At 41.4% G+C, this 20,414-nt stretch carries 19 protein-coding genes; 15 read left to right on the plus strand and 4 right to left on the minus strand.

Translation table 11 applies throughout. From position 1 onward, the window contains the following. Nucleotides 1–87 precede the first annotated feature (87 nt). Complete coding sequence (locus Q4533_RS07925; RefSeq protein WP_303502566.1) at nt 88–1,764, minus strand: PH domain-containing protein; 1,677 nt, start codon at nt 1,762–1,764, stop codon at nt 88–90. Further along, a complete protein-coding gene (locus Q4533_RS07930) occupies nt 1,757–2,509 on the minus strand; it encodes a PH domain-containing protein (RefSeq protein WP_102477141.1) in 753 nt (250 codons plus the stop codon). The genes Q4533_RS07925 and Q4533_RS07930 overlap by 8 nt, the downstream gene beginning before the upstream one ends. A gap of 160 nt (nt 2,510–2,669) precedes the next feature. Here Q4533_RS07930 and Q4533_RS07935 point away from each other — a divergent pair, with 160 nt between their 5' ends. Continuing rightward, nucleotides 2,670–3,026 (plus strand): winged helix-turn-helix domain-containing protein, encoded by a 357-nt coding sequence (locus Q4533_RS07935; RefSeq protein ID WP_102437967.1) that lies wholly within the window; start codon nt 2,670–2,672, stop codon nt 3,024–3,026. Here the strand turns inward: Q4533_RS07935 and Q4533_RS07940 are convergent. Next, on the minus strand, nt 3,003–4,694 hold the full coding sequence (locus Q4533_RS07940; RefSeq protein WP_303502567.1) for a diguanylate cyclase: 1,692 nt from the start codon (nt 4,692–4,694) through the stop codon (nt 3,003–3,005). The genes Q4533_RS07935 and Q4533_RS07940 overlap by 24 nt on opposite strands. A gap of 336 nt (nt 4,695–5,030) precedes the next feature. Here Q4533_RS07940 and Q4533_RS07945 point away from each other — a divergent pair, with 336 nt between their 5' ends. From Q4533_RS07945 to bfr (Q4533_RS08010), 14 genes are all read left to right on the plus strand, one after another. Continuing rightward, nucleotides 5,031–5,699: an alpha-ketoglutarate-dependent dioxygenase AlkB gene (locus Q4533_RS07945; RefSeq protein WP_241903504.1), complete on the plus strand. Its 669-nt coding sequence runs from the start codon at nt 5,031–5,033 to the stop codon at nt 5,697–5,699. A gap of 148 nt (nt 5,700–5,847) precedes the next feature. Then, nucleotides 5,848–6,147 carry a BolA family transcriptional regulator gene (locus Q4533_RS07950; RefSeq protein ID WP_102437964.1) on the plus strand — a complete coding sequence of 100 codons (300 nt, stop codon included), beginning with the start codon at nt 5,848–5,850 and terminating at the stop codon, nt 6,145–6,147. Between the two features lie 265 nt (nt 6,148–6,412). After that, nucleotides 6,413–6,922, plus strand: a complete 510-nt coding sequence (gene luxS / locus Q4533_RS07955) for an S-ribosylhomocysteine lyase (RefSeq protein ID WP_102437963.1) — start codon at nt 6,413–6,415, stop codon at nt 6,920–6,922. Nucleotides 6,923–7,118: 196 nt separating this feature from the next. Next, entirely contained in the window at nt 7,119–9,194 is a 2,076-nt protein-coding gene (locus tag Q4533_RS07960; protein WP_102477146.1) for a TonB-dependent receptor, read from the plus strand. A 427-nt stretch (nt 9,195–9,621) separates the two neighbouring features. Further along, a complete protein-coding gene (locus tag Q4533_RS07965; RefSeq protein ID WP_303502568.1) occupies nt 9,622–10,956 on the plus strand; it encodes a Na(+)-translocating NADH-quinone reductase subunit A in 1,335 nt (444 codons plus the stop codon). Beyond that, entirely contained in the window at nt 10,956–12,155 is a 1,200-nt protein-coding gene (locus tag Q4533_RS07970; protein WP_102437961.1) for an NADH:ubiquinone reductase (Na(+)-transporting) subunit B, read from the plus strand. Before Q4533_RS07965 ends, Q4533_RS07970 begins: the two co-directional genes overlap by 1 nt. Continuing rightward, complete coding sequence (locus Q4533_RS07975) at nt 12,145–12,939, plus strand: Na(+)-translocating NADH-quinone reductase subunit C (protein ID WP_102437960.1); 795 nt, start codon at nt 12,145–12,147, stop codon at nt 12,937–12,939. The genes Q4533_RS07970 and Q4533_RS07975 overlap by 11 nt, the downstream gene beginning before the upstream one ends. Then, a complete protein-coding gene (locus tag Q4533_RS07980; RefSeq protein WP_076542777.1) occupies nt 12,939–13,571 on the plus strand; it encodes an NADH:ubiquinone reductase (Na(+)-transporting) subunit D in 633 nt (210 codons plus the stop codon). The genes Q4533_RS07975 and Q4533_RS07980 overlap by 1 nt, the downstream gene beginning before the upstream one ends. A gap of 5 nt (nt 13,572–13,576) precedes the next feature. Beyond that, a complete protein-coding gene (gene nqrE, locus Q4533_RS07985) occupies nt 13,577–14,185 on the plus strand; it encodes an NADH:ubiquinone reductase (Na(+)-transporting) subunit E (protein WP_076542779.1) in 609 nt (202 codons plus the stop codon). Nucleotides 14,186–14,229: 44 nt separating this feature from the next. Then, nucleotides 14,230–15,477 (plus strand): NADH:ubiquinone reductase (Na(+)-transporting) subunit F, encoded by a 1,248-nt coding sequence (gene nqrF, locus Q4533_RS07990; RefSeq protein ID WP_102437959.1) that lies wholly within the window; start codon nt 14,230–14,232, stop codon nt 15,475–15,477. A 216-nt stretch (nt 15,478–15,693) separates the two neighbouring features. After that, complete coding sequence (locus tag Q4533_RS07995) at nt 15,694–16,692, plus strand: FAD:protein FMN transferase (protein WP_303502579.1); 999 nt, start codon at nt 15,694–15,696, stop codon at nt 16,690–16,692. A gap of 47 nt (nt 16,693–16,739) precedes the next feature. Continuing rightward, nucleotides 16,740–16,961 carry a (Na+)-NQR maturation NqrM gene (nqrM, locus tag Q4533_RS08000; protein ID WP_076542875.1) on the plus strand — a complete coding sequence of 74 codons (222 nt, stop codon included), beginning with the start codon at nt 16,740–16,742 and terminating at the stop codon, nt 16,959–16,961. A 324-nt stretch (nt 16,962–17,285) separates the two neighbouring features. Further along, complete coding sequence (bfr, locus tag Q4533_RS08005) at nt 17,286–17,756, plus strand: bacterioferritin (RefSeq protein ID WP_102520116.1); 471 nt, start codon at nt 17,286–17,288, stop codon at nt 17,754–17,756. A gap of 12 nt (nt 17,757–17,768) precedes the next feature. Continuing rightward, a complete protein-coding gene (gene bfr, locus Q4533_RS08010) occupies nt 17,769–18,236 on the plus strand; it encodes a bacterioferritin (protein WP_102437953.1) in 468 nt (155 codons plus the stop codon). Between the two features lie 81 nt (nt 18,237–18,317). Here the strand turns inward: bfr (Q4533_RS08010) and Q4533_RS08015 are convergent, their stop codons facing one another. After that, on the minus strand, nt 18,318–20,228 hold the full coding sequence (locus Q4533_RS08015; RefSeq protein ID WP_303460060.1) for a methyl-accepting chemotaxis protein: 1,911 nt from the start codon (nt 20,226–20,228) through the stop codon (nt 18,318–18,320). Between the last annotated feature and the right edge of the window lie 186 nt (nt 20,229–20,414).

Here is a 20,414-nt window from a genome sequence, read left to right on the forward strand (position 1 = left end):
ACAAGTGCTAACTAGCGCTAACTCGCATTGGTTGATTATTTAGAGCTAGTTATTCACCATTAGCCAATATGCCATTAAGATAAGCGTTTATATCCAATTACGGTAATCTTGCTTAATGGTTTGCATGGCTTTTTCGGCAATGAATAAGGCGTCTTTTTCAGCGATATAGGGCAGAGTTAAGCTGCCGCTAGCTAGGCCAATTTCGATATAGGCATGACTGCTGCGTTGTTGCCCTTTTGTTTGGGTGATAGATACGTGCTGTATTTTTTCATAAGGGATCCGTTTCCAATGATGGCCAAATAAGCCGCTATGTTGCCATAACACTTCATCTTCAATCACATAGCCCCACTGCTTGTACCGCAAAAATGTTAGTCCCATAACCGCAGTAGCAATCAATAAAGCCACTTCAGAGATCGGATTTAAGCCGGTAAAGATTAAAATTAATAGCGCTGGAATGTACATTAACAAGCCGCGTCTTAAAAACCATGCCAAAGCAATAGCTTGGTATCGCGCTGGGATATTAGTTGTCCCGCCTGCTAATTGCGGTATTTGCGCCAATATTGCAGCAATCTCTGCAGTTTTAACGCTGGGCAGTAACATATGCTCAGTAGTTTTTTGCTCAACCTCTTGGCCTTTAACCTGCTTAAAATACAGTGTCCATAAGCCTAATAATTTAGCTAAAAATGGCTGACTAAAGTGCACTAGCTGCACTCGGCGAATAGCTAATGCGTCTTGCTGGTGGGAGATCACCCCGCCGCTGCGCTGCAGGGTTTGTTGCTGTTTTTCTAATGTATAAGGATGATATTTAAGTACTGCCGCCACAATAGAAATTATTGAAAACAGGCAATATACCAACAACAATGTCAGCATAATGGCAATGGCTTGTAGAGCAATACTTGGGCCGCTATAGCTGACAACAGCGCTCCAAAATTGTTGAATAATAGGAAGCTCGACGATCTGCTCCCATTTAATTTGTCCCATAATGGGGCCTGCTATCACCGCAAACCAAATCAAATTATTTTGATAAAAACCAAATTGGATTAGCTGCTTTAAATTACGCACTACAATCGTGTTGTGGGTTTTATCGCTAGGTGTGTTAACACTATTGGCAGTGTTTTTAGTGCTGATTTCATCGACAGCGTCATTAGTTGCAAGCTGCTGGGGAGCGAGTTGCAGTAATTGCTGTTTAAGCTTGCTGGCTTGGGCTGCATCTAGCGCCGATAAATGCGCTTCGTCATCTTTTGAGCCTGCAGTTTCAACGATTAAGGTGCCGAGCTTAAATGGCTTGAAATAAAATGGCTGGCTGTAACGAATATTTTGAATTTTGTTGAGTGGGATTTCATCTTTACGGGTAAAAAACAGCCCACGTTTAATATTGAGTTGTTGCCCTGAAAGCTTAAAGCGGTAGGTTCGCCATTGAATGAATGAGAATATAGTCAGTAAAAGTATTGCCGCAACAAAGCCGAGCAGGCCCATTTGTAAATCAAAACCACTCTGCCAACCGGCATACACCACAGGAATGATGGCGTAACCATTAGATAAAATGGCTTTTGCGCTGCCAAAAATAAAGCTTAGCATTGACCAAGGAGACAGCGATTGCCATTGGGTTAAGGCATTGACATTTTTGTCAGTTGTAGTGGATTTTGAGCTTGACGTTGAAGTCGCTTTTTTTGCTTGTGATGAAGGATTCTCAGAGGTTTGCAGTGAAGAATGCGCTACTGAAATCTTGTTATCTTTTTGAGGCTCATTTGGCTGGTTACTCATCAGCGGCCTCTTTTGTTAGCGGCTTTTCAGTGTTTATTGCAGGGCTTATATTTGAGCTTGTATCTGAACTTATATCAGAGGCTATATTAGAGCTTATGTCGGAGCCTAAATTAGAGCTTATATTAGAGCTTGTATCTGAGCTTATGCCAGAGCCTATATTAGAGCTTATGTCAGAGCTTATATCTGAGGAGAGCGGTTGTTGATGATAAGAGGCTTTATTCAGTAAGTGCTGCCTTAACTTTTCTGCCAAGGTAAAGCTCAGTCCCGGGAGGAAAATCTCTGCCGCGCCACTGCCAGCACTGAAGCACTTTATGGTGGCTAAGTTGAAGCGCCTTTGCAATGGGTTTTGCGACAAACTCACGTGCTGCAAGCGGCTATAAGGTAAAGCTGTGGTCTTTATCCACCATAAGCCTTGGCGTATTAATATTTCATGTTCAAGTACGCCGTAGCGCAACTTTTTAGCCGCCAAAAAGCGGATCAATGTCAGCACGACTCCGGCAATCAATACTCCACTAATGATGAGGTATTCATTACGCCCTAAGGCTTGGTTTAATGTCATGACGACAACTAACGCGGCTAATATTAACAGTAACAGCCCAATGCTTTGGCTGAATATTTGCTTCGGGTAGTTTTTATCTACCTTGGTTAATGTCACTTCTGTATAGCTCTGCCACTTTGCCTCAGCTATGAGCAGTTTTTCTGAGGTGCTAGCTACTGTCACATCTGATTCTGGTGTGGCCGACATATATAAATCCTTTTGCTAAGTTAGTCGCAACTGTTTGCTAAAAGCTTGTTTACTAAAAGCTTGATTGGTAGAGATTGATGAATAATAAGTGTCGATTAGTCTTTCTTAACCACTCATAATCCATTACTTTAAGCTTATATAGTATATGGGATTGAGTAATATGGAAAAAGTAACTGCTGCAGCGGCTAATAATGGATTTTTAGTGCGACCTGTCTCTAAAGCGCAAAAAGCGTTTTTACGTAAAATCTATCTGGCGGGACTCATTGAGCAGCAACAGCATAATTTGTTGTCATTACAAAAGCAGACCCAAATGCCAAGACGCACCTTGCAAGACAACATAGCAGCTTTCACTGACATAGGCATTGATGTGCAATTTGTACAGCAGGGGCAAAGACACAATGCGGGTTTTTATCAGCTGCTGGATTGGGGGCCGATTAATGGAGCTTGGGTAAACAGTCATTTTGATAAAATTACATTAGCACTTGAGCTATCTTTAACTGGCGACGCTATGGGTTAATGCCTGTTCACTATTACATATTCTGTTTCTGCCGGCTCGTTTAGCTTGATATAGGTGTTTATCGGCTTGTTCAATTAAGGCTGGTAATTGATAGATTTCAGCATTACTGGTCACTATGCCAATACTGGCTGTAACCTGCACTTTAACGTGTTGGTGCTGCAAATTGAGTTTGGCAATATTTTCACAAATCCGCATTGCTAAACTATCGGCCTCTTTTGCAGCCGTTTGCGGTAAAAAAACAATAAACTCTTCGCCACCCCAGCGCGCCACAATATCATTTTTTCGTAGGGTATCTCTAATGATAGATGCGACTTTAACCAAGACTAAATCACCAAAAATATGCCCATATTTATCATTAATATCTTTAAACTTATCGATATCAATCATTACGATAGAAGGGGTATTACTCGGCGATTCCATAGTGCCATTGGCTTGATTAAATTGCGGCTCCACTAATTGGTAAAAAGCGCGGCGATTATTAAGCAGGGTTAACGGATCCATTTGAGCCATCTTTTCTGCGATCAGTTTTTCATTTTCGATTCGTCTAAATCGCTCAGTTAATGCTAATGCCAGTAAAAGTACATCAATACCTACCCCTATTTCAGCAGCGCGATAAGTAAAGTCATTAAATGGAATATATGACCACACCGCAAGCGCGGTTATGGCAATACCTATCATTGATGATATTGAAGCCAGTAAAAATAACCGTGCGGAAATATTGCCGAAATTTAATGACAGCACCCCTAATACAATCATCAAGCCACTGAATAACAGCATCAAATCAAAAGCAAAAATCAACCCTAATACTCGGTCTTGCAGTATCACTGCCAACAGCATCAATATTGGAAAAAGTACGCATAAGCTTTTTAAGATGTTATGTAATAGCGGCAGTTGATATCGCAGACGTAAAAAGTGGCACGCGAATACAATGCCACTGGAGCAGAAGGTGACCATAAGGATTGGCACAGCCCATTGTTGCCAATAAGGCGAATTTGGCCAAAGCCATAACGAACCATGACCGCTATATGCCATATTTAATATTAGAAAGTTAAGCAGGTATAGGCAGTAGTAAAAGTAGCTTCTCAGACGTAAGCCTAAAAATAAAATAAAGTTATAAATCAGCAGCGCAATAATCGCGCCGTATAAAAAACCGTAACTATAGGAGTTAAATATACTGTTTTGAGCGCTTTGGCTTTCATCAAATAAATATACCGGAATGACCATGGCATCTAAGGTTTGAAGCCTAATTAATACCGTGGTTATACCTGGTGGATAGCTATATTGAAAATTATAGCTGGGTTGAAAAGTCGGTTGTTTATAAAATAGCGATAGATCACCTTGGTGCTCAAAATGAGCAATTCTATCTGAGCTTAGCCAATAAGCACTGACTTCATCGAGCCAGTAATTATCAAAGTGGATGATGCGGTTTATCAGAGTTTGAGTTGGATTATTAATGGATAGACTAATCCATACAGGGTTAGAGCCGATGCCGTAGTTGCTAATTTCCTCGCTGCCTGACTGGAAGTGGCCATTACGGAATAATTGATAAGCTTGCGATGCGTTAATACGATCTGTTTCGGTGTAATACCCTATAGATTGGCCTATTGGCGCGGTGTAAGTCTCAGTTAAGTTGAGCTTTTCAGCATGGGCATTGCTGATGTTGAACATGGCAATGCTTAAGCAGAACATAATGCTTAGATTGACAAGCAGATCCAATATCCATTTCATAAGTGCAATAAACTACCTTTATCTTTTATAGACTAACAGTGCTAAAACCGCCGATAAGATAGTGGCGGCGCTGCTGCAATGACGGTGTTGGGATAAACATTAAGGCGGTTCACCTAGCTTAATAAAACAGCTTACGTTGTAATTTTAGGCTCTCATAAAGTTTAGTGAGTTAATGTTAGAAAAGTGTAAAATAATGTATTGATATACTAAAGGATTAGTCACAAAGTGTCGGTTGTCAACGTTAGCCTCTCTTTAAGAGGCAAAAGGAGGGCGGGGGTGAAACAAATCGAGTTTAAATTATCTGATCAGCACAGCAGTGACAATCAAAATAGCCCCAGCGCTAAATCCAAGAGCCATGGCGCGCCAATAACTGCGCCAATAACGTATATAAAGGGCTTTTTATCACGCGGGGAGCAGCAACAGTTGCTAGCCGATGCCGATAGCTACCCCTTTGAAAAACCGATAATTACGCTTTTTGGTAAACAGCATCCTATCCCTCGCGCTCAAGTATGGTTTGCTGATCCTGGTTGTGAATATCAATATTCTTCTTTATTAATTTCACCGCAGCCTTGGCCACACTTATTAGCAGATTTAAGGCAGCGGCTGCGGGATGAACTGCAGTTTAATTGCAACGGGGTATTGGTTAATCGTTATCAAAACGGTTTAGATTCTATGGGCTGGCATAGTGATGATGAGCCTGAAATAGTAGCCAATAGCGCAATTGTGTCAGTCAGTATTGGCGCCAGTCGAACTTTTGCCTTACGGCATAAAAGCCTCAATATAAAACAAAACGTTGAGCTTGAAAGCGGTGATTTACTCATTATGCATCAAGGGATGCAATCACAGTGGCAGCATGCAGTACCAAAGCGTTTAAAGGTTAAGAACTGTCGGTTAAATCTAACCTTTAGGCAGTTAATTGTCGGCTATCATCAATTGAAGGGATAATTCATCAGCGTAATCTTTAACTTACTAGGTTAGCTTGCATTGTTAACTAAAATTGCCACTTAAATCAGATTGCCGACTGGCTAGTTTGATTTATGGGGAGTTAAGCAGTAGTCTTCAAACTTTAAAATGTAGTTATAAAGAGTTTGTTATGTCAGTTGAACAAATCATTAGCGATAAACTGAACCAGTCTTTTAGTCCGATACATTTAGATGTGCTTAATGAAAGCAATCGCCACCATGTGCCGCCTAACTCAGAAACACACTTCAAAGTGGTGGTGGTGAGTGAGCAGTTTGAAGCGCAGCGATTAATTGCCCGCCACCGAGCAATAAATGCTGTGTTAGCGGATGAGTTAGCCAACGGCGTGCATGCACTTTCCATTAATGCATATACTCAGGCTGAGTGGCAAGCATTAGATGCAGTGCCTAAAACGCCAAATTGTAAAGGTTAATCCATAAGGCCATTTATGGTCATTGTAGATTAAGGCAAACTAGCCAAATTAGCTTAAAAATCAAAACCTCGTCTTTAGATGAGGTTTTTTGCTTTTTAGTCTTTAGTGTTTTAATAAAAGTAATAAGTATCGGTCATCAGTTTGTCACACAGACAGGTTATTACATGAAGATAACTCCGGTTTATCCCATGTTTACATAGCTGTCTGGTTTCAATTTTGATGCTATGATGCCAAACATCTTTTACTTAGCCTTAAGGAATGAGTCATGCCTTTACTTGATAGTTTCACTGTTGATCATACACGAATGGAAGCTCCTGCTGTGCGTGTCGCAAAGCATATGAGTACACCTAAAGGTGACACCATTACGGTATTTGACTTGCGTTTTTGTACGCCAAATAAAGATATTTTAAGTGAACGTGGTATTCATACCCTTGAGCACTTATTTGCCGGTTTTATGCGTGATCATTTGAATGGTGACTCGGTAGAAATTATTGATATATCGCCAATGGGTTGTCGCACCGGTTTTTACATGAGCTTAATTGGTCAGCCGACAGAGCGGGTTGTTGCCGATGCGTGGCTTGCAGCAATGGGTGATGTACTTAAAGTGGTTGAACAAAGTGAGATCCCTGAATTAAATGAGTATCAGTGTGGCACTTATGACATGCACTCACTTGATCAAGCCCAAGATATTGCTCGTGCAATCATTGCCGCTGGTGTAAGTGTCAATCGTAATGATGACCTTAAATTGAGTGACGACATTTTAGGTACGCTATAGGCTAGCTGTTAATCCTAGGTTTTAGTTTGACACCAAAGCGGCTTCGGCCGCTTTGTTTTTTTTGTGGTTAATTTTATTAAAATACTGTTTTTATTTGCATGAAAACGTTATTGTTAAAAGTTAGTAATAGGATGTTATTTATAATAATAAAGGCGTAGCGGATTGCGATGCCGATGATGTATTTTGGGAGTTAACCATGTCTAAAGGCCAATTCAGCTTGTCTGTAATTGCTTCTGCTGTGCTGTTTGTGTGTCATTCTTCAAGTTTTGCTGCAAGCTCTGTGACGGCATCCTTGGATGAATCAAATAATACTGTTGTACTCGACCAGCCTCAGACAGCTCCATTTCATTATCGCAGCAGTACAATACCCCTAGCATTGTCAGGAATGACAATCATGCCTGCTGCCATGGGGCAAACCACTGACATCAGTCATCGCGGCGCGGTCAATGGCATTGCGATTTCTCAAGATAGAGTATCCTTTTCACCGTCTCCTTATTCAGCGCCTCATTTAGTGTTACAACCGAATTTAGCCTTACAAACCCAAGTGACTACAGCCAGCATGACTGGAGTGACAAAAGGCGGTAAAGGGGCTTTTGGTAGTGTGGATTACACCACGGCGCAGATCAGCCCAACAAAATTAGATGCTCAGGCTAACATCGAAATTAATGATAATGGTGGTGGCCGCGTGGGCGCCATTGCCAGTGGCTTAAATAAAGAATACGGCATGCTGTTTGCGGTGGATTACCAAAATACCGCCGAAGAAACAGGTTTTGTGACCAACCTTGATAGCGACCACAGCCAAACCGATATCATGTTCAAAATTAATGCTGATAGTCTTGCTGGCGCTAGAAACCCACAAACGACAGAGTTTATGTACCAATACACTAACTCAGAAAATGATCACTCCAATATCGGTTTAACCAGCCAAGATTGGCAGGCTAAACCGGGTAGGGCGTATTCGGCTACCGAAAATGATAACCGTGAAGGCCAGCGCCATAAGTATCAAGTGAGCCATATTGTTAATCTTAGTGATGGCTCGGTGGTGATGTCCGATTTTTATTACCAATCCTATGATGAGCAAATCTCGCAATTAAACTCGTTATCTGGCGTGTTTATTGGTACAACAGAATTATCAGCGATTTCAGCTTTTGATAAAGCCCCGACTACAGGCGGTTTGGCTTTAGGCTCTATGCTTGAAGATAATCAATATTCGGGCTATGGCTTGCAAACGGAAGGTGTAAGTCAATATGGCGCTCATCAAGTGACCTATGGTGCGCTGTTTCATTCAGATAAAGCCAAAATGCGTTTTGGCCAGCAAGATTGGACCTGGAGCCAAGATAGAAGTCTTGCGAGCACCAATATTGATAATGCGCTGCTAGCTTATATCGACGATGTTAACGTACTCATTACCAGCGCTGACGCCAAACTCAACTATGGCGCTTTGTCGATAAACTTAGGCTTGAGCTTTGAAAGTGTCAGTACTACTCGCGAAATTGACGTTGAAGCCTATGGCATAGAGGCGGCTGATTTTTCTGATGATGGCTGGATCCCGGCAATCGAAATTGCCTATACCACAGGTGCTTGGAAAGCGGCTGTTTCAGCTAAGCAAGCTTGGACAGCTGCATCAGCGGGCAATGCATTGCAACAAGCGCAGGAGTCGTTGCAGTATCAATTAGCACTTGGCTATAGCAATGATGCACTAAATGTTGGTTTAAATGCTTACGTACAAGACTTTGATAATCAACATGTGACTTGTATGTGGAGTATGGCGTGTGATTATTCACAGCGTTATGTACAAGACAATTTTAACGATACGTCCGTTAACGGCATCGACTTGTCGGTCGATTACACTGTCGGCTTTGATAGCTTTTCAATCCCTCTTTCTGCTCAATACCAATACAGCCAAGCTGAGTTTGGAGACTCTGGTTTTAACGACTTAATCGGTCTTTATGTAAAAGGCGAACAACTTCCTTGGGTACCTGAGCAACAATTAGCTTTAAATGCGGGCTTAATAATGGGTCAATTTAGTGTCATCGCCCAAGCTTTATATCAATCAGAAATGGGTTATGCCACTGCCATTAATGGCGGTGAACAAATTGATACACAATGGAAGCTAGACTTAGCAGCTAACTATCATATTTCTAATGTGCACGAAGTTTATTTGCGTATAGAAAACTTACTTGACGAGGATTTAGTCAGTCAACAGTCTAATTTAGGCATTACTTCTCAAGGCGAGATGCTGAGTTACCTTGGATATCAGGCCAGATTTTAACTGTCTCACCTCTTCTTCCTCTTGTAGGTGCTTGTTTTAATTCTGCTTTAGTATGGGCTATTTTAGCTCGTACTAAAGCGAATTTTGTTAACAAATCCGTAAATCACTTCTTATATTATTTCTTTTAAAATTAATGTTATAGTGCCTGTGTTACTGAAATATTGCATTCAATGACGTTAAATCAGACTGTTCCACACCCTATTTGAGTGAATTGTTTAAAAATGAACAATCTAAAAATTCAATCACTGGTTTTTTTCGTGGCGATAGCGCACATTTTGGGGTAAAATGCGCGCGACCAGCGTGATTGCGATCGCATTTTCGTGATAAATCTGCGCTAGCTCAACACTGAAGTGTTTGTTAACACTTTGTTTTCTTTTGGGTAGGAACGCGGCGCATTGTCTTTCCTTCAAACGTAGTGCTTGTGGATATGATTACAATAAAGAAAGGATTGGAACTACCTCTAGCAGGTGGCCCTGAGCAAGTTATCCATAATGGCCCAGCCATTAAGAACGTAGCGACTTTGGGTGAAGAGTATATTGGCTTACGTCCAACGATGAAAATCAAGGTTGGCGAAAAAGTCTTGAAAGGTCAGGTGATTTTTGAAGATAAAAAGAACCTTGGCGTTAAATATACTGCTTTAGCTAGTGGTACTGTATTAGAAATTAACCGGGGTGCGAAACGTGTACTTCAGTCAGTGGTTATTGGCGTTGAAGGTGATGATAAAGTCAGCTTTACTCAATATAGTGCTGATAAACTTAACACGTTAGATGCTAACGTTGTCAGAGAAAACTTGATTGAATCAGGTCTTTGGACAGCTTTACGAACTCGCCCTTTCAGTAAAGTACCTGCTGTTGATTCAGTCGCTGCTGGTATTTTCGTCACCGCAATTGATACTCAACCACTTGCTGCAGATCCTGCTGTAGTGATTGCTGAGCATAAAGATGATTTTGCTAACGGCTTGACGCTACTAGCGAAATTAACAGAAGGCAAACTTTTCCTTGCTAAAGCGCCTGGTGCTGATATCCCTTCTGGCAATGCTCAAGTTGAAGAGTTTGCAGGTATACATCCTGCTGGCCTAGTGGGCACTCACATTCATCATCTTCTTCCTGCTTCTGCAACACGTACGGTTTGGCATATTGGCTACCAAGACGTGATTGCTGTTGGTCAATTATTCACTCAAGGTGAACTTAACACTCAACGTGTTATTGCGATTACTGGCCCTGAAGCTAAAAACCCACGTTTAGTTCGTACAGTATTAGGTGCTAGCACTGTTGAATTAACTGCTGGAGAAATTGAAACTGACAATGTTCGAGTTATCTCAGGTTCAGTATTAAGCGGGCGCCAAGCGGCGGGTCCTCATGGCTATTTAGGTCGCTATCATCAACAACTTAGCTTGTTGAAAGAAGGCAATGAAAAAGAATTATTTGGTTGGGCTATGCCTGGTGCTGATAAGTTCTCTATCACTCGCGCATTCTTAGGTCACTTAAACCGTACAGGTCTGTTCAATATGACCACAACTACGGGTGGTTCAGATCGTGCCATGGTGCCAATTGGTAACTATGAACGTGTTGTTCCATTAGATATCTTACCGACAATGTTACTTCGCGATCTTGTTTCTGGTGATTATGACGGTGCTGCTGCACTGGGCGCACTAGAGCTAGATGAAGAAGATTTGGCATTGTGTACCTTCGTATGTCCAGGCAAGTATGACTATGCATCATATCTGCGTGATTGTTTAGATACGATCGAGAGGGAAGGCTAATGAGCTTGAAAGATTTTATCGAGCGTATTGAACCGCAATTTGAAAAAGGCGGCAAGTACGAGAAGTGGTACGCCCTTTATGAAGCGGCTGCTACTGTGTTTTACACTCCAGGTAAAGTAAACAAAGGCACCACGCACGTGCGTGACAGCCTTGATCTAAAACGTATGATGATTACGGTTTGGGCCTGTACTTTCCCGGCAATGTTCTTTGGTATGTACAACGTTGGCTTGCAAGCTCAAGATGCGCTGATGGCTGGCTTTGCAACTCCTGATGTATGGCAAGTCAGCCTATTCAGCCTATTTGGTACTGAATTAACCGCAAGTTCAGGTGTGCCTGCACTGATGTGGTATGGCGCTTGTTGGTTCCTACCTATTTATGCGGTGACTTTTGCCGTTGGTGGTTTCTGGGAAGTCTTATTCGCGTCTGTACGTGGCCATGAAGTTAACGAAGGTTTCTTTGTAACTTCCATTCTATTTGCGCTGACCTTACCAGCAACTATTCCATTATGGATGGTTGCACTGGGTATTACCTTTGGTGTTGTGGTTGCAAAAGAAGTGTTTGGCGGCACAGGTCGTAACTTCTTAAACCCAGCGTTAGCGGGTCGTGCATTCTTATTCTTTGCGTATCCGTTAAGCATGTCAGGTGACACAACATGGGTTGTGGCTGACGGTTTCTCTGGTGCTACGGCATTGAGCCAAGCTGCACAGGGCACGTTTGAATATACTAGCGCTAACTGGTGGGATGCCTTCTTAGGTTTCATTCCAGGTTCCGTGGGTGAAGTCTCTACCTTTGCTATTTTGCTAGGTGGTGCAGTTATCGTTTATACCCGTATCGCCTCATGGCGTATTATTTCAGGTGTGATGTTGGGCATGATTGCAGTTTCTTACCTACTTAACTTTATCGGTAGCGACACTAATGCAATGTTTGCAACACCTTGGTATTGGCATCTTGTTTTAGGTGGATTTGCCTTCGGTATGATGTTTATGGCGACGGACCCAGTTTCTGCGTCTTTCACTAACAATGCTAAATGGGCTTACGGTATCTTAATTGGTGCAATGGCAGTGTTTATTCGCGTCATTAACCCAGCGTTCCCTGAAGGAATGATGTTAGCCATCCTGTTTGCTAACTTATTTGCACCGTTATTTGACCATTTCGTGGTTCAAGCAAATGTGAAGCGGAGGATTGCTCGTGGCCAGTAATAAAGAATCAATCGGCAAAACATTATTTGTTGTAATCGGCCTGTGTTTTATCTGCTCAATGTTGGTATCAACTGCAGCAGTATTACTTAAGCCAATTCAGCAAGAGAATAAATTGCTAGATAAGCAAAAGTACATTCTTGAAGCGGCAGGTTTAGTGGATACTAAAGCTGGCAAAGTTGAGAAAGACGTTATTATTGCAAAGTATGGTAAGTACGTTGAAGCTCGTCTTGTTGATTTAAAAACCGGTGAGTTTGTTGAAGGTGATGCTGATACTTTTGATGTTGAAAAAGCGGCACGTACGCCTGCAACGTCTTTTAAGCCTGAAAATGACATTGCCTCTGTTAAGCGCGTTGCAAATCAAGGTGTTGTTTATCTAGTTAAAGATGACAACAATGAACTACAAACCGTGATTATTCCTGTTAAAGGCTACGGTTTATGGTCAACCATGTTTGCATTCTTAGCGGTTGAAGCGGATATGAATACCATTCGCAGCTTAGTGTATTACGACTTCACTGGTTCTGGTGAAACACCGGGCCTAGGTGGTGAAGTTCAAAACCCTCAGTGGATTGCTAAGTGGGAAGGTAAAAAACTTTATGACGACAATGGCGACTTAGCTATTCAAGTCACTAAGATCCCGACAATTGCATCTTCAGTTCACGGTGTTGATGCCTTATCTGGTGCGACGTTGACCAGTAACGGTGTTCAGTACTCGCTAACGTTTTGGTTAGGTGAAGAAGGTTTTGCACGCTTTATCGAAAAAGCACGCAATGGAGGACTAGGCTAATGGCTGACGTTAAAGAACTTAAACAGGTTCTGACTGGACCTATCATTAATAACAACCCAATTGCTCTGCAAATTCTGGGTGTATGTAGTGCACTGGCTGTTACCGCTAAAATGGAAACGGCTATTGTTATGACATTAGCATTGACTGCGGTGACCGCGTGTTCGAACTTATTTATTTCGTTACTACGTAATCATATTCCAAGCAGCGTTCGTATTATTGTGCAAATGACAATTATTGCTTCATTAGTAATTGTTGTAGACCAAGTATTGCAAGCTTACGCCTATGACGTAGCGAAGCAATTATCAGTATTTGTTGGCTTGATTATCACCAACTGTATTGTAATGGGTCGCGCAGAAGCATACGCAATGAAAACGCCGCCTCTAATGAGCTTTATGGACGGTATTGGTAATGGCTTAGGCTATGGCGCCATCCTATTATCAGTTGGTTTCTTCCGTGAACTACTCGGTAATGGTTCATTGTTCGGCGTTGAAATCCTCAGCAAAATCTCTGACGGTGGTTGGTATCAGCCTAATGGCTTGTTACTTCTTCCTCCAAGTGCGTTCTTCTTGATCGGTATGCTGATCTGGATTATCCGTACTTATAAGCCAGAGCAAGTAGAAGCAAAAGGGTAGGCGCAATGGAACATTATATTAGTCTGTTAATTCGTTCGATTTTCATTGAGAACATGGCGTTAGCCTTCTTCCTCGGTATGTGTACTTTCTTGGCGGTATCAAAGAAAGTCACCACTGCTATGGGTCTAGGTGTTGCGGTAATTGTGGTACTGGCAATTTCAGTGCCTGTTAACCAAATCATCTATCAAGGTTTACTGGCTCCTGGCGCATTAGCTTGGGCCGGTGTACCTGATGCAGATTTGAGCTTCTTGAAGTTCATTACCTTTATTGGTGTTATTGCTGCATTAGTACAGATTCTGGAAATGGCATTAGATAAGTACTTTCCACCTTTGTACAACGCATTAGGTATTTTCTTACCATTGATCACGGTTAACTGTGCAATTTTTGGTGCGGTTTCATTCATGGTTGAGCGTGATTATAACCTTGGCGAGAGCTTGGTATTCGGTATCGGCTCAGGTGTTGGTTGGGCATTAGCAATTGTATTGCTTGCCGGTCTACGTGAGAAAATGAAGTATTCTGATGTGCCTAAAGGGCTACGTGGTTTAGGTATTACCTTCATCACTTCTGGCTTAATGGCGCTAGGTTTCATGTCGTTCTCAGGTGTGTCTCTTTAAGACACCCGTACGACGTATTAATTTGAACCTTAAAGGATAAGTTAATGGATATTCTTAAAGCTACTCCGATAGATGTTTATCTAGGTGTGAGTATGTTTACCGCGATTGTACTGGTTTTAGTATTAGTGATTTTATTTGCTAAATCTAAACTAGTAGCCAGTGGTGATATCACTATCTCAATTAATGATGATAGCGAAAAAGCAATTAAAACCGGTGCTGGTAGCAAGCTGCTCGGCGCACTAGCTAACAATGGTATTTTCGTTTCAAGTGCTTGTGGTGGCGGTGGCTCATGTGGTCAGTGTCGGGTAAACATTAAGTCTGGTGGTGGTGATATTCTGCCTACTGAACTTGATCACATAAGCAAAGGTGAAGCACGTCAAGGTTGTCGTTTAGCCTGTCAGGTTAACGTTAAAACTGACATGGAAATCGAACTTGATGAAGAGATTTTCGGCATCAAAAAATGGGAATGTGAAGTTATCTCTAACGATAACAAAGCGACGTTCATTAAAGAGCTTAAGCTGCAAATCCCTGATGGTGAGTCTGTGCCGTTCCGCGCGGGTGGCTATATTCAAATTGAAGCCCCAGCTCACCACGTTAAATATGCTGACTTTGATGTACCAGCGCAATACCGTGGCGACTGGGAACACTTTGGTTTCTTCAACTTAGAATCTAAGGTTGATGAAGAAACTATTCGTGCATACTCAATGGCTAACTACCCAGAAGAGTTTGGCATCATCATGTTGAACGTGCGTATCGCTACGCCGCCGCCAAGAAACTTAACTTTACCTTGCGGTAAGATGTCATCGTTTATTTGGAGCCTCAAAGAAGGTGACAAAGTAACGATTTCTGGTCCATTTGGTGAGTTCTTTGCTAAAGATACCGATGCTGAAATGGTGTTTGTCGGTGGTGGTGCAGGTATGGCGCCAATGCGTTCACATATCTTTGACCAACTTAAGCGTTTACAGTCTAAACGTAAGATGAGTTTTTGGTATGGTGCTCGTTCTAAGCGTGAAATGTTCTACGTAGAAGATTTCGATGGCTTAGCGGCTGAGAATGAAAACTTTAAGTGGCATGTTGCGTTATCTGATCCGCAAGCGGAAGATAACTGGGATGGCTACACAGGCTTTATTCATAACGTATTGTACGAAAACTACTTACGTGACCATGACGCACCAGAAGATTGTGAGTTCTACATGTGTGGACCTCCAATGATGAATGCTGCGGTAATTGGTATGCTTAAAGACTTAGGCGTTGAAGATGAAAACATCTTACTCGATGACTTTGGTGGTTAGTGACTAACTGCTAACCCTTTGCAAAAGACATTGAACGTCATAAATTGCAGCTAGCTGACACGGTGGTCACCATTGTTAAGCTAGCTGCAATTTTTATTTTAGGGACTTTGTAGTTTAGTCGTTGTTGCTTTAGCCACTGTTGCTTTAGCTAAGAATGATTTAAACATTAACCATATAAAAATTGAGAATTTGAACATTTACATGATAAAAATTTCGATGAAGACGCTGGCAGTATTTTTTGGTTTGTTGATTTTAGTCGGCTGTGGAACTGAAGATAAGATAGTGTCACTGTCAGGCAATACCATGGGGACCACTTATCATATAAAAGTGGTACGTAATGAGCGCCTGCCAACCACTCAACTACTACAAGCTGAAATTGATATCGCTCTTGAGTTAGTTAATGATCAAATGTCCACTTACAGACCGAAGTCAGAACTATCACGTTTTAACCAGCTAGGTGTTAATCAACGCCTGAAAGTTTCAGCGGATACAGCCAAGGTTTTAAATGAAGGCTTACGCCTTTACGACACGACTCAAGGCGCGCTGGATATTACCTTAGGGCCATTAGTTAACCTATGGGGCTTTGGTCCTGATAAGCGCCCAACAGCGATCCCAAGCGCTGAAACGATTGCCGAGATGAAAGCTAAATCGGATATTCATGGTTTTAGTGTCAAAGATTTAACTGTCACCAAGTTAAGCCCTGATCTCTACATTGATTTATCTTCCCTTGCTAAAGGCTATGGTGTCGATAAAATTGCTGCACTACTCAATAAATACCAAGTAGAGGGATACTTAGTGGAAATTGGTGGTGAGATTAGCGTTAAAGGTGTTAAAAATGACGGCAGCCCATGGCGTGTTGCAGTTGAGAAACCTTCGAGCCAAGGGGCGGCTATTCAACAGGTGATAGAGCCTGGTAATATGGCGCTAGCGACATCTGGCGATTACAGAATTTATTATGAAGAAAACGGCGAGCGTTTTTCGCATTTAATTGACCCTAGAAGCGGTTATCCAATAAAGCATAAGTTAGCGTCAGTAACCGTTTTGCACCCTAGTAGTATGACTGCAGACGCTTATGCAACTGCAATGATGGTATTAGGTACGGAAGAGTCTTTAGCGTTAGCTGAGCGTGAGAAACTGCCAGTTATGCTGATTGAAAAAGACGACGATGATTATGACGTATTTTATAGTGAGTCGTTTGCACCTTACATTCGTTAATGGCATTTAAAGATTTATTTGATGACCAATTTAGCTTGGAGAATATGATGAGTACTTTTATCGCAGCATTTGTGGTGTTGTTATTATTTTTTTTATTAATGTCCGTGGGCTATATCGTGAAGCGCAAGGCGGTTGAAGGCAGTTGTGGTGGTTTAGGTGTTTTGGGTATTGAGAAAGCTTGTGATTGTGATGACCCATGCGATAAACGCAAACGCCGCATGGCTGAAGCTGAAAGAGAAGCAAAACTGAATCAAAACCGGATTATCTAGTGCGCCAGCATTAACTTTAAGCCCACTTTCAAGTGGGCTTTTTTACGACTGTTACAAAATTTACAAAACTAATTACAGCTAACATTTACCCTTACTAGTGTGATTATTGTCACTATTAAAAACCAGCAAAATTAGCTAGAGATGTGATTCTATTAAGAAATATTCAAACGTGAAAATGCTGAAGCGAGATAAGAACCTAAGTTATAATGATAATAGTTATCAATGACTAAGTTTATGATAATAAAGGGGAATTGTTTTTTGAAGTCACATGTACTATGCTGGTCGAAATTGATCCAGATCAATCTAGCATTTAAGGACTAAATCATGAAAGGCCATCCAAAAGTAATTAGTCAGCTTAATCGTGTACTGACATGTGAGCTCACTGCCATTAATCAATATTTTCTTCACGCGCGTATGTTCAAGCATTGGGGACTCGAAAACCTCAATGAGAAAGAATATAAAAAATCTATTCAAGATATGAAACATGCAGACAAGTTAATTGAGCGGGTATTGTTTTTGGAAGGTTTACCTAACCTTCAACAATTAGACAAGTTACGCATTGGTGAGCATTGCGAAGAAATGTTTGATTGTGATCAGCAAGCGGTAGTCGAGCAGTTGGTCGTTTTACGAGAGGCGATTAAGCTTTGTGAAACAGAGCGCGATTACGTTACTCGTGATTTATTAGAAGATTTACTTGAAGATGAAGAAGAGCATCTAGACTGGATTGAAACCCAAAAAGAGCTGATTAACCAAACCGGTATTCAGAACTATCTTCAATCACAAATTAAAGATTAATAGGACATTATCATGAAAGGTAATCCAGAAGTTATTGCAGCTTTAAATGCATTATTAACCGGTGAGTTGTCAGCGATGGATCAATACTTTGTACATGCACACATGTACGAAGATTGGGGATTTGATGAGCTTTATACGCGCATCTTACATGAGTCAGATGACGAAAAAGCCCATGCTGCTAAGTTAGTTCAACGCATTCTTTTCTTGGAAGGCACGCCAGATGTTGCAAGTCGTGAAGCATTAAACATCGGTAAAGACGTAGAAGAGATGCTTAAAAATGACTTGAGCTACGAATATCAAGTTGCTGATCATTTACGTGAAGTCATCGCTTTATGCGAAGTAAAAGGCGACTTCCAAACCCGTGAAATCTTAGAAGTACTACTTGATGATACTGAATCTGATCACATGTATTGGTTAGAAAAACAAATTCGATTAATTGATCGCGTTGGTTTACAAAATTATCTGCAAACCAAAATGTAATCATTGAGTTTGCTACAAAACAAAAGCCTAACTGAGTTAGGCTTTTTTTATGGGATTTTTAAGCGTTATAAATTGGTAACGCTATAGTTTGAACTGATTAATCATATTGGTTAGCTCCACATTGATTGTGGCAATATTATCCGTTTCATTTCGCTGCATAATGCCTTCATCATTTAAGGTTTCAACCATATCGTGAATTTGGTGCATGCTTCGATTAATTTCCTGAATAACAATATTTTGCTCATTTGCTGAAGTGGATATCTGGCTATTGAGGGCATTGATTTGAGCAACAATAGTACTCATGGTTTGTAAATTATCAGAAGTATTACTGACCTCAGTAACCGTGTCTGAGCAGGCTCGTTCAGTACTGCCAATGGCCGCCACCACCGCAGTGGCTTCAGCTTTTAATTTTGCCAGCGCGATTTCAATTTCACTGGTACTTGTTTGGGTGCGACTGGCAAGGGCGCGCACTTCATCTGCAACCACAGCAAAACCACGCCCTTGCTCTCCGGCCCTTGCAGCTTCAATCGAGGCATTAAGCGCTAACAGGTTGGTTTGCTCTGCAATACTCCCAATCACATCAACAATGCTTTGAATACTGCTGGTTTCATTATTCATGTGCTCGACATTACCAGCAGTTTGATGGATTTCAGCAGCTAAACCTTGGATACCCACTTGGGTTAAGTTAATGGTCTTCAGTGATTGCTCGCCAGTAATATTAGCCTCATTAGTATGCTTGGCTGCGGTTTCGGTATTCTCAACCACAGTGACAGCGGTATTTGATAGCTCTTCAATGGCGGTCACAATTTGGGTTGTTTCATTGGTATGGGCTGTCAAAATTTGTTCGCTGTTTTGGCTATAGTGCTGCAGCTTATCAATACCGGTAGATAATTTAATTGTCGATTTATTGATGGCTAACAACATGGTTTGTAGTTGTGAAATAAAGGCGTTAATTCCGAGGGAAATTTTTCCGATATCGTCATCATTTTTGACTTCCAAACGACGGGTTAAATCACCATTACCTTGAGATAAGCCAGTGACTAAGTCACGTAGTTCATTAATCGGTTGATAGAGCTTATTCAGTAGTATTAATAACGCCACAACAGATAAGCCAAGTACCAATAATATGATGCCGCTGAGTTTTAATGTGGCATTAACAAGCGGTGCGAAAGCTGTTGCTTCATCGAGGGTGACAATCACATACCATTGGTTGTTATCAATTAAAGGGATTTTTTGACTAGCAATAATCGTGCTAACGTCATTTATATCACTGAGCGCCCATGAGCTATCCTGACCGAGAATACTTTGATAGATCTCGCTTAGTTGGCTATTGCTGCTGATATTGTCTTTTTGATTAGTTAAGGCTGAATTAGAGGCTAACACTAAGCCATTTTTATCAATAATAAAGCCAGTGGCACCTTCAATATCTGCTAATGCTTGTAGTTGCAGTTGCAAGTAGTCAAAACGTAAATCCGCCATGATGATCCCGCCATCAATTGGGTGCATAACCCCGACCATAGGTATACCGTCTGTACGGGTAAAAAACACTTCGCTGAGGGACAAGGTATTTTTTTGTTTGCCGTTTTGGTACCAAGGACGAGTGCGGGGATCATATTTATCGACTACACCGACGCCGTCAGGAAAAGACTCTGAAGCAATAGAGGCAAAGGATTGGCCATCATCAAACCCCATAATGACTTTAGAGACGCCACCTAATTTCGCTGTGTATTGAGTCATGGCGACATGGCCGGCATCCACATTGTTATGACGGTATAGACTCGCGAGTTCAGTTACCGCGGAAGTGGTGCGATTAAATGAGCTTTCTATTTCACTGACTTTGGTTTTTATTTGGTGGTGGATGTCGGTTGTCAGCTTGTCTGTTATTTGTTGTTTTAATAATTGGTGAGTGACCAGCCCGCTAATGATCAAGGCGAAAGCTAATAGAATTGTTAACGCAAATAGTAAACTCGCTTTAAAGCCAAACTTGTTCATAACTCACCTAATTGTATTATTATTTTTGTTTGATTGTACCTGCTTATAAATCAAAATATACCCTAAGCTCATAAAAAAGTTAGTGATTTGCATCATGTAATGTTGATTTTGTTTTTGTGTTGTCTGATGTTTAGTGTTCTTACTGTTATTTATTTGTATTGCAAATTAGCGCTATTTTGTAATTTG

It is taken from the genome of Shewanella sp. 6_MG-2023, from assembly GCF_030547195.1.
In the GTDB taxonomy this organism is placed as follows: domain Bacteria; phylum Pseudomonadota; class Gammaproteobacteria; order Enterobacterales; family Shewanellaceae; genus Shewanella.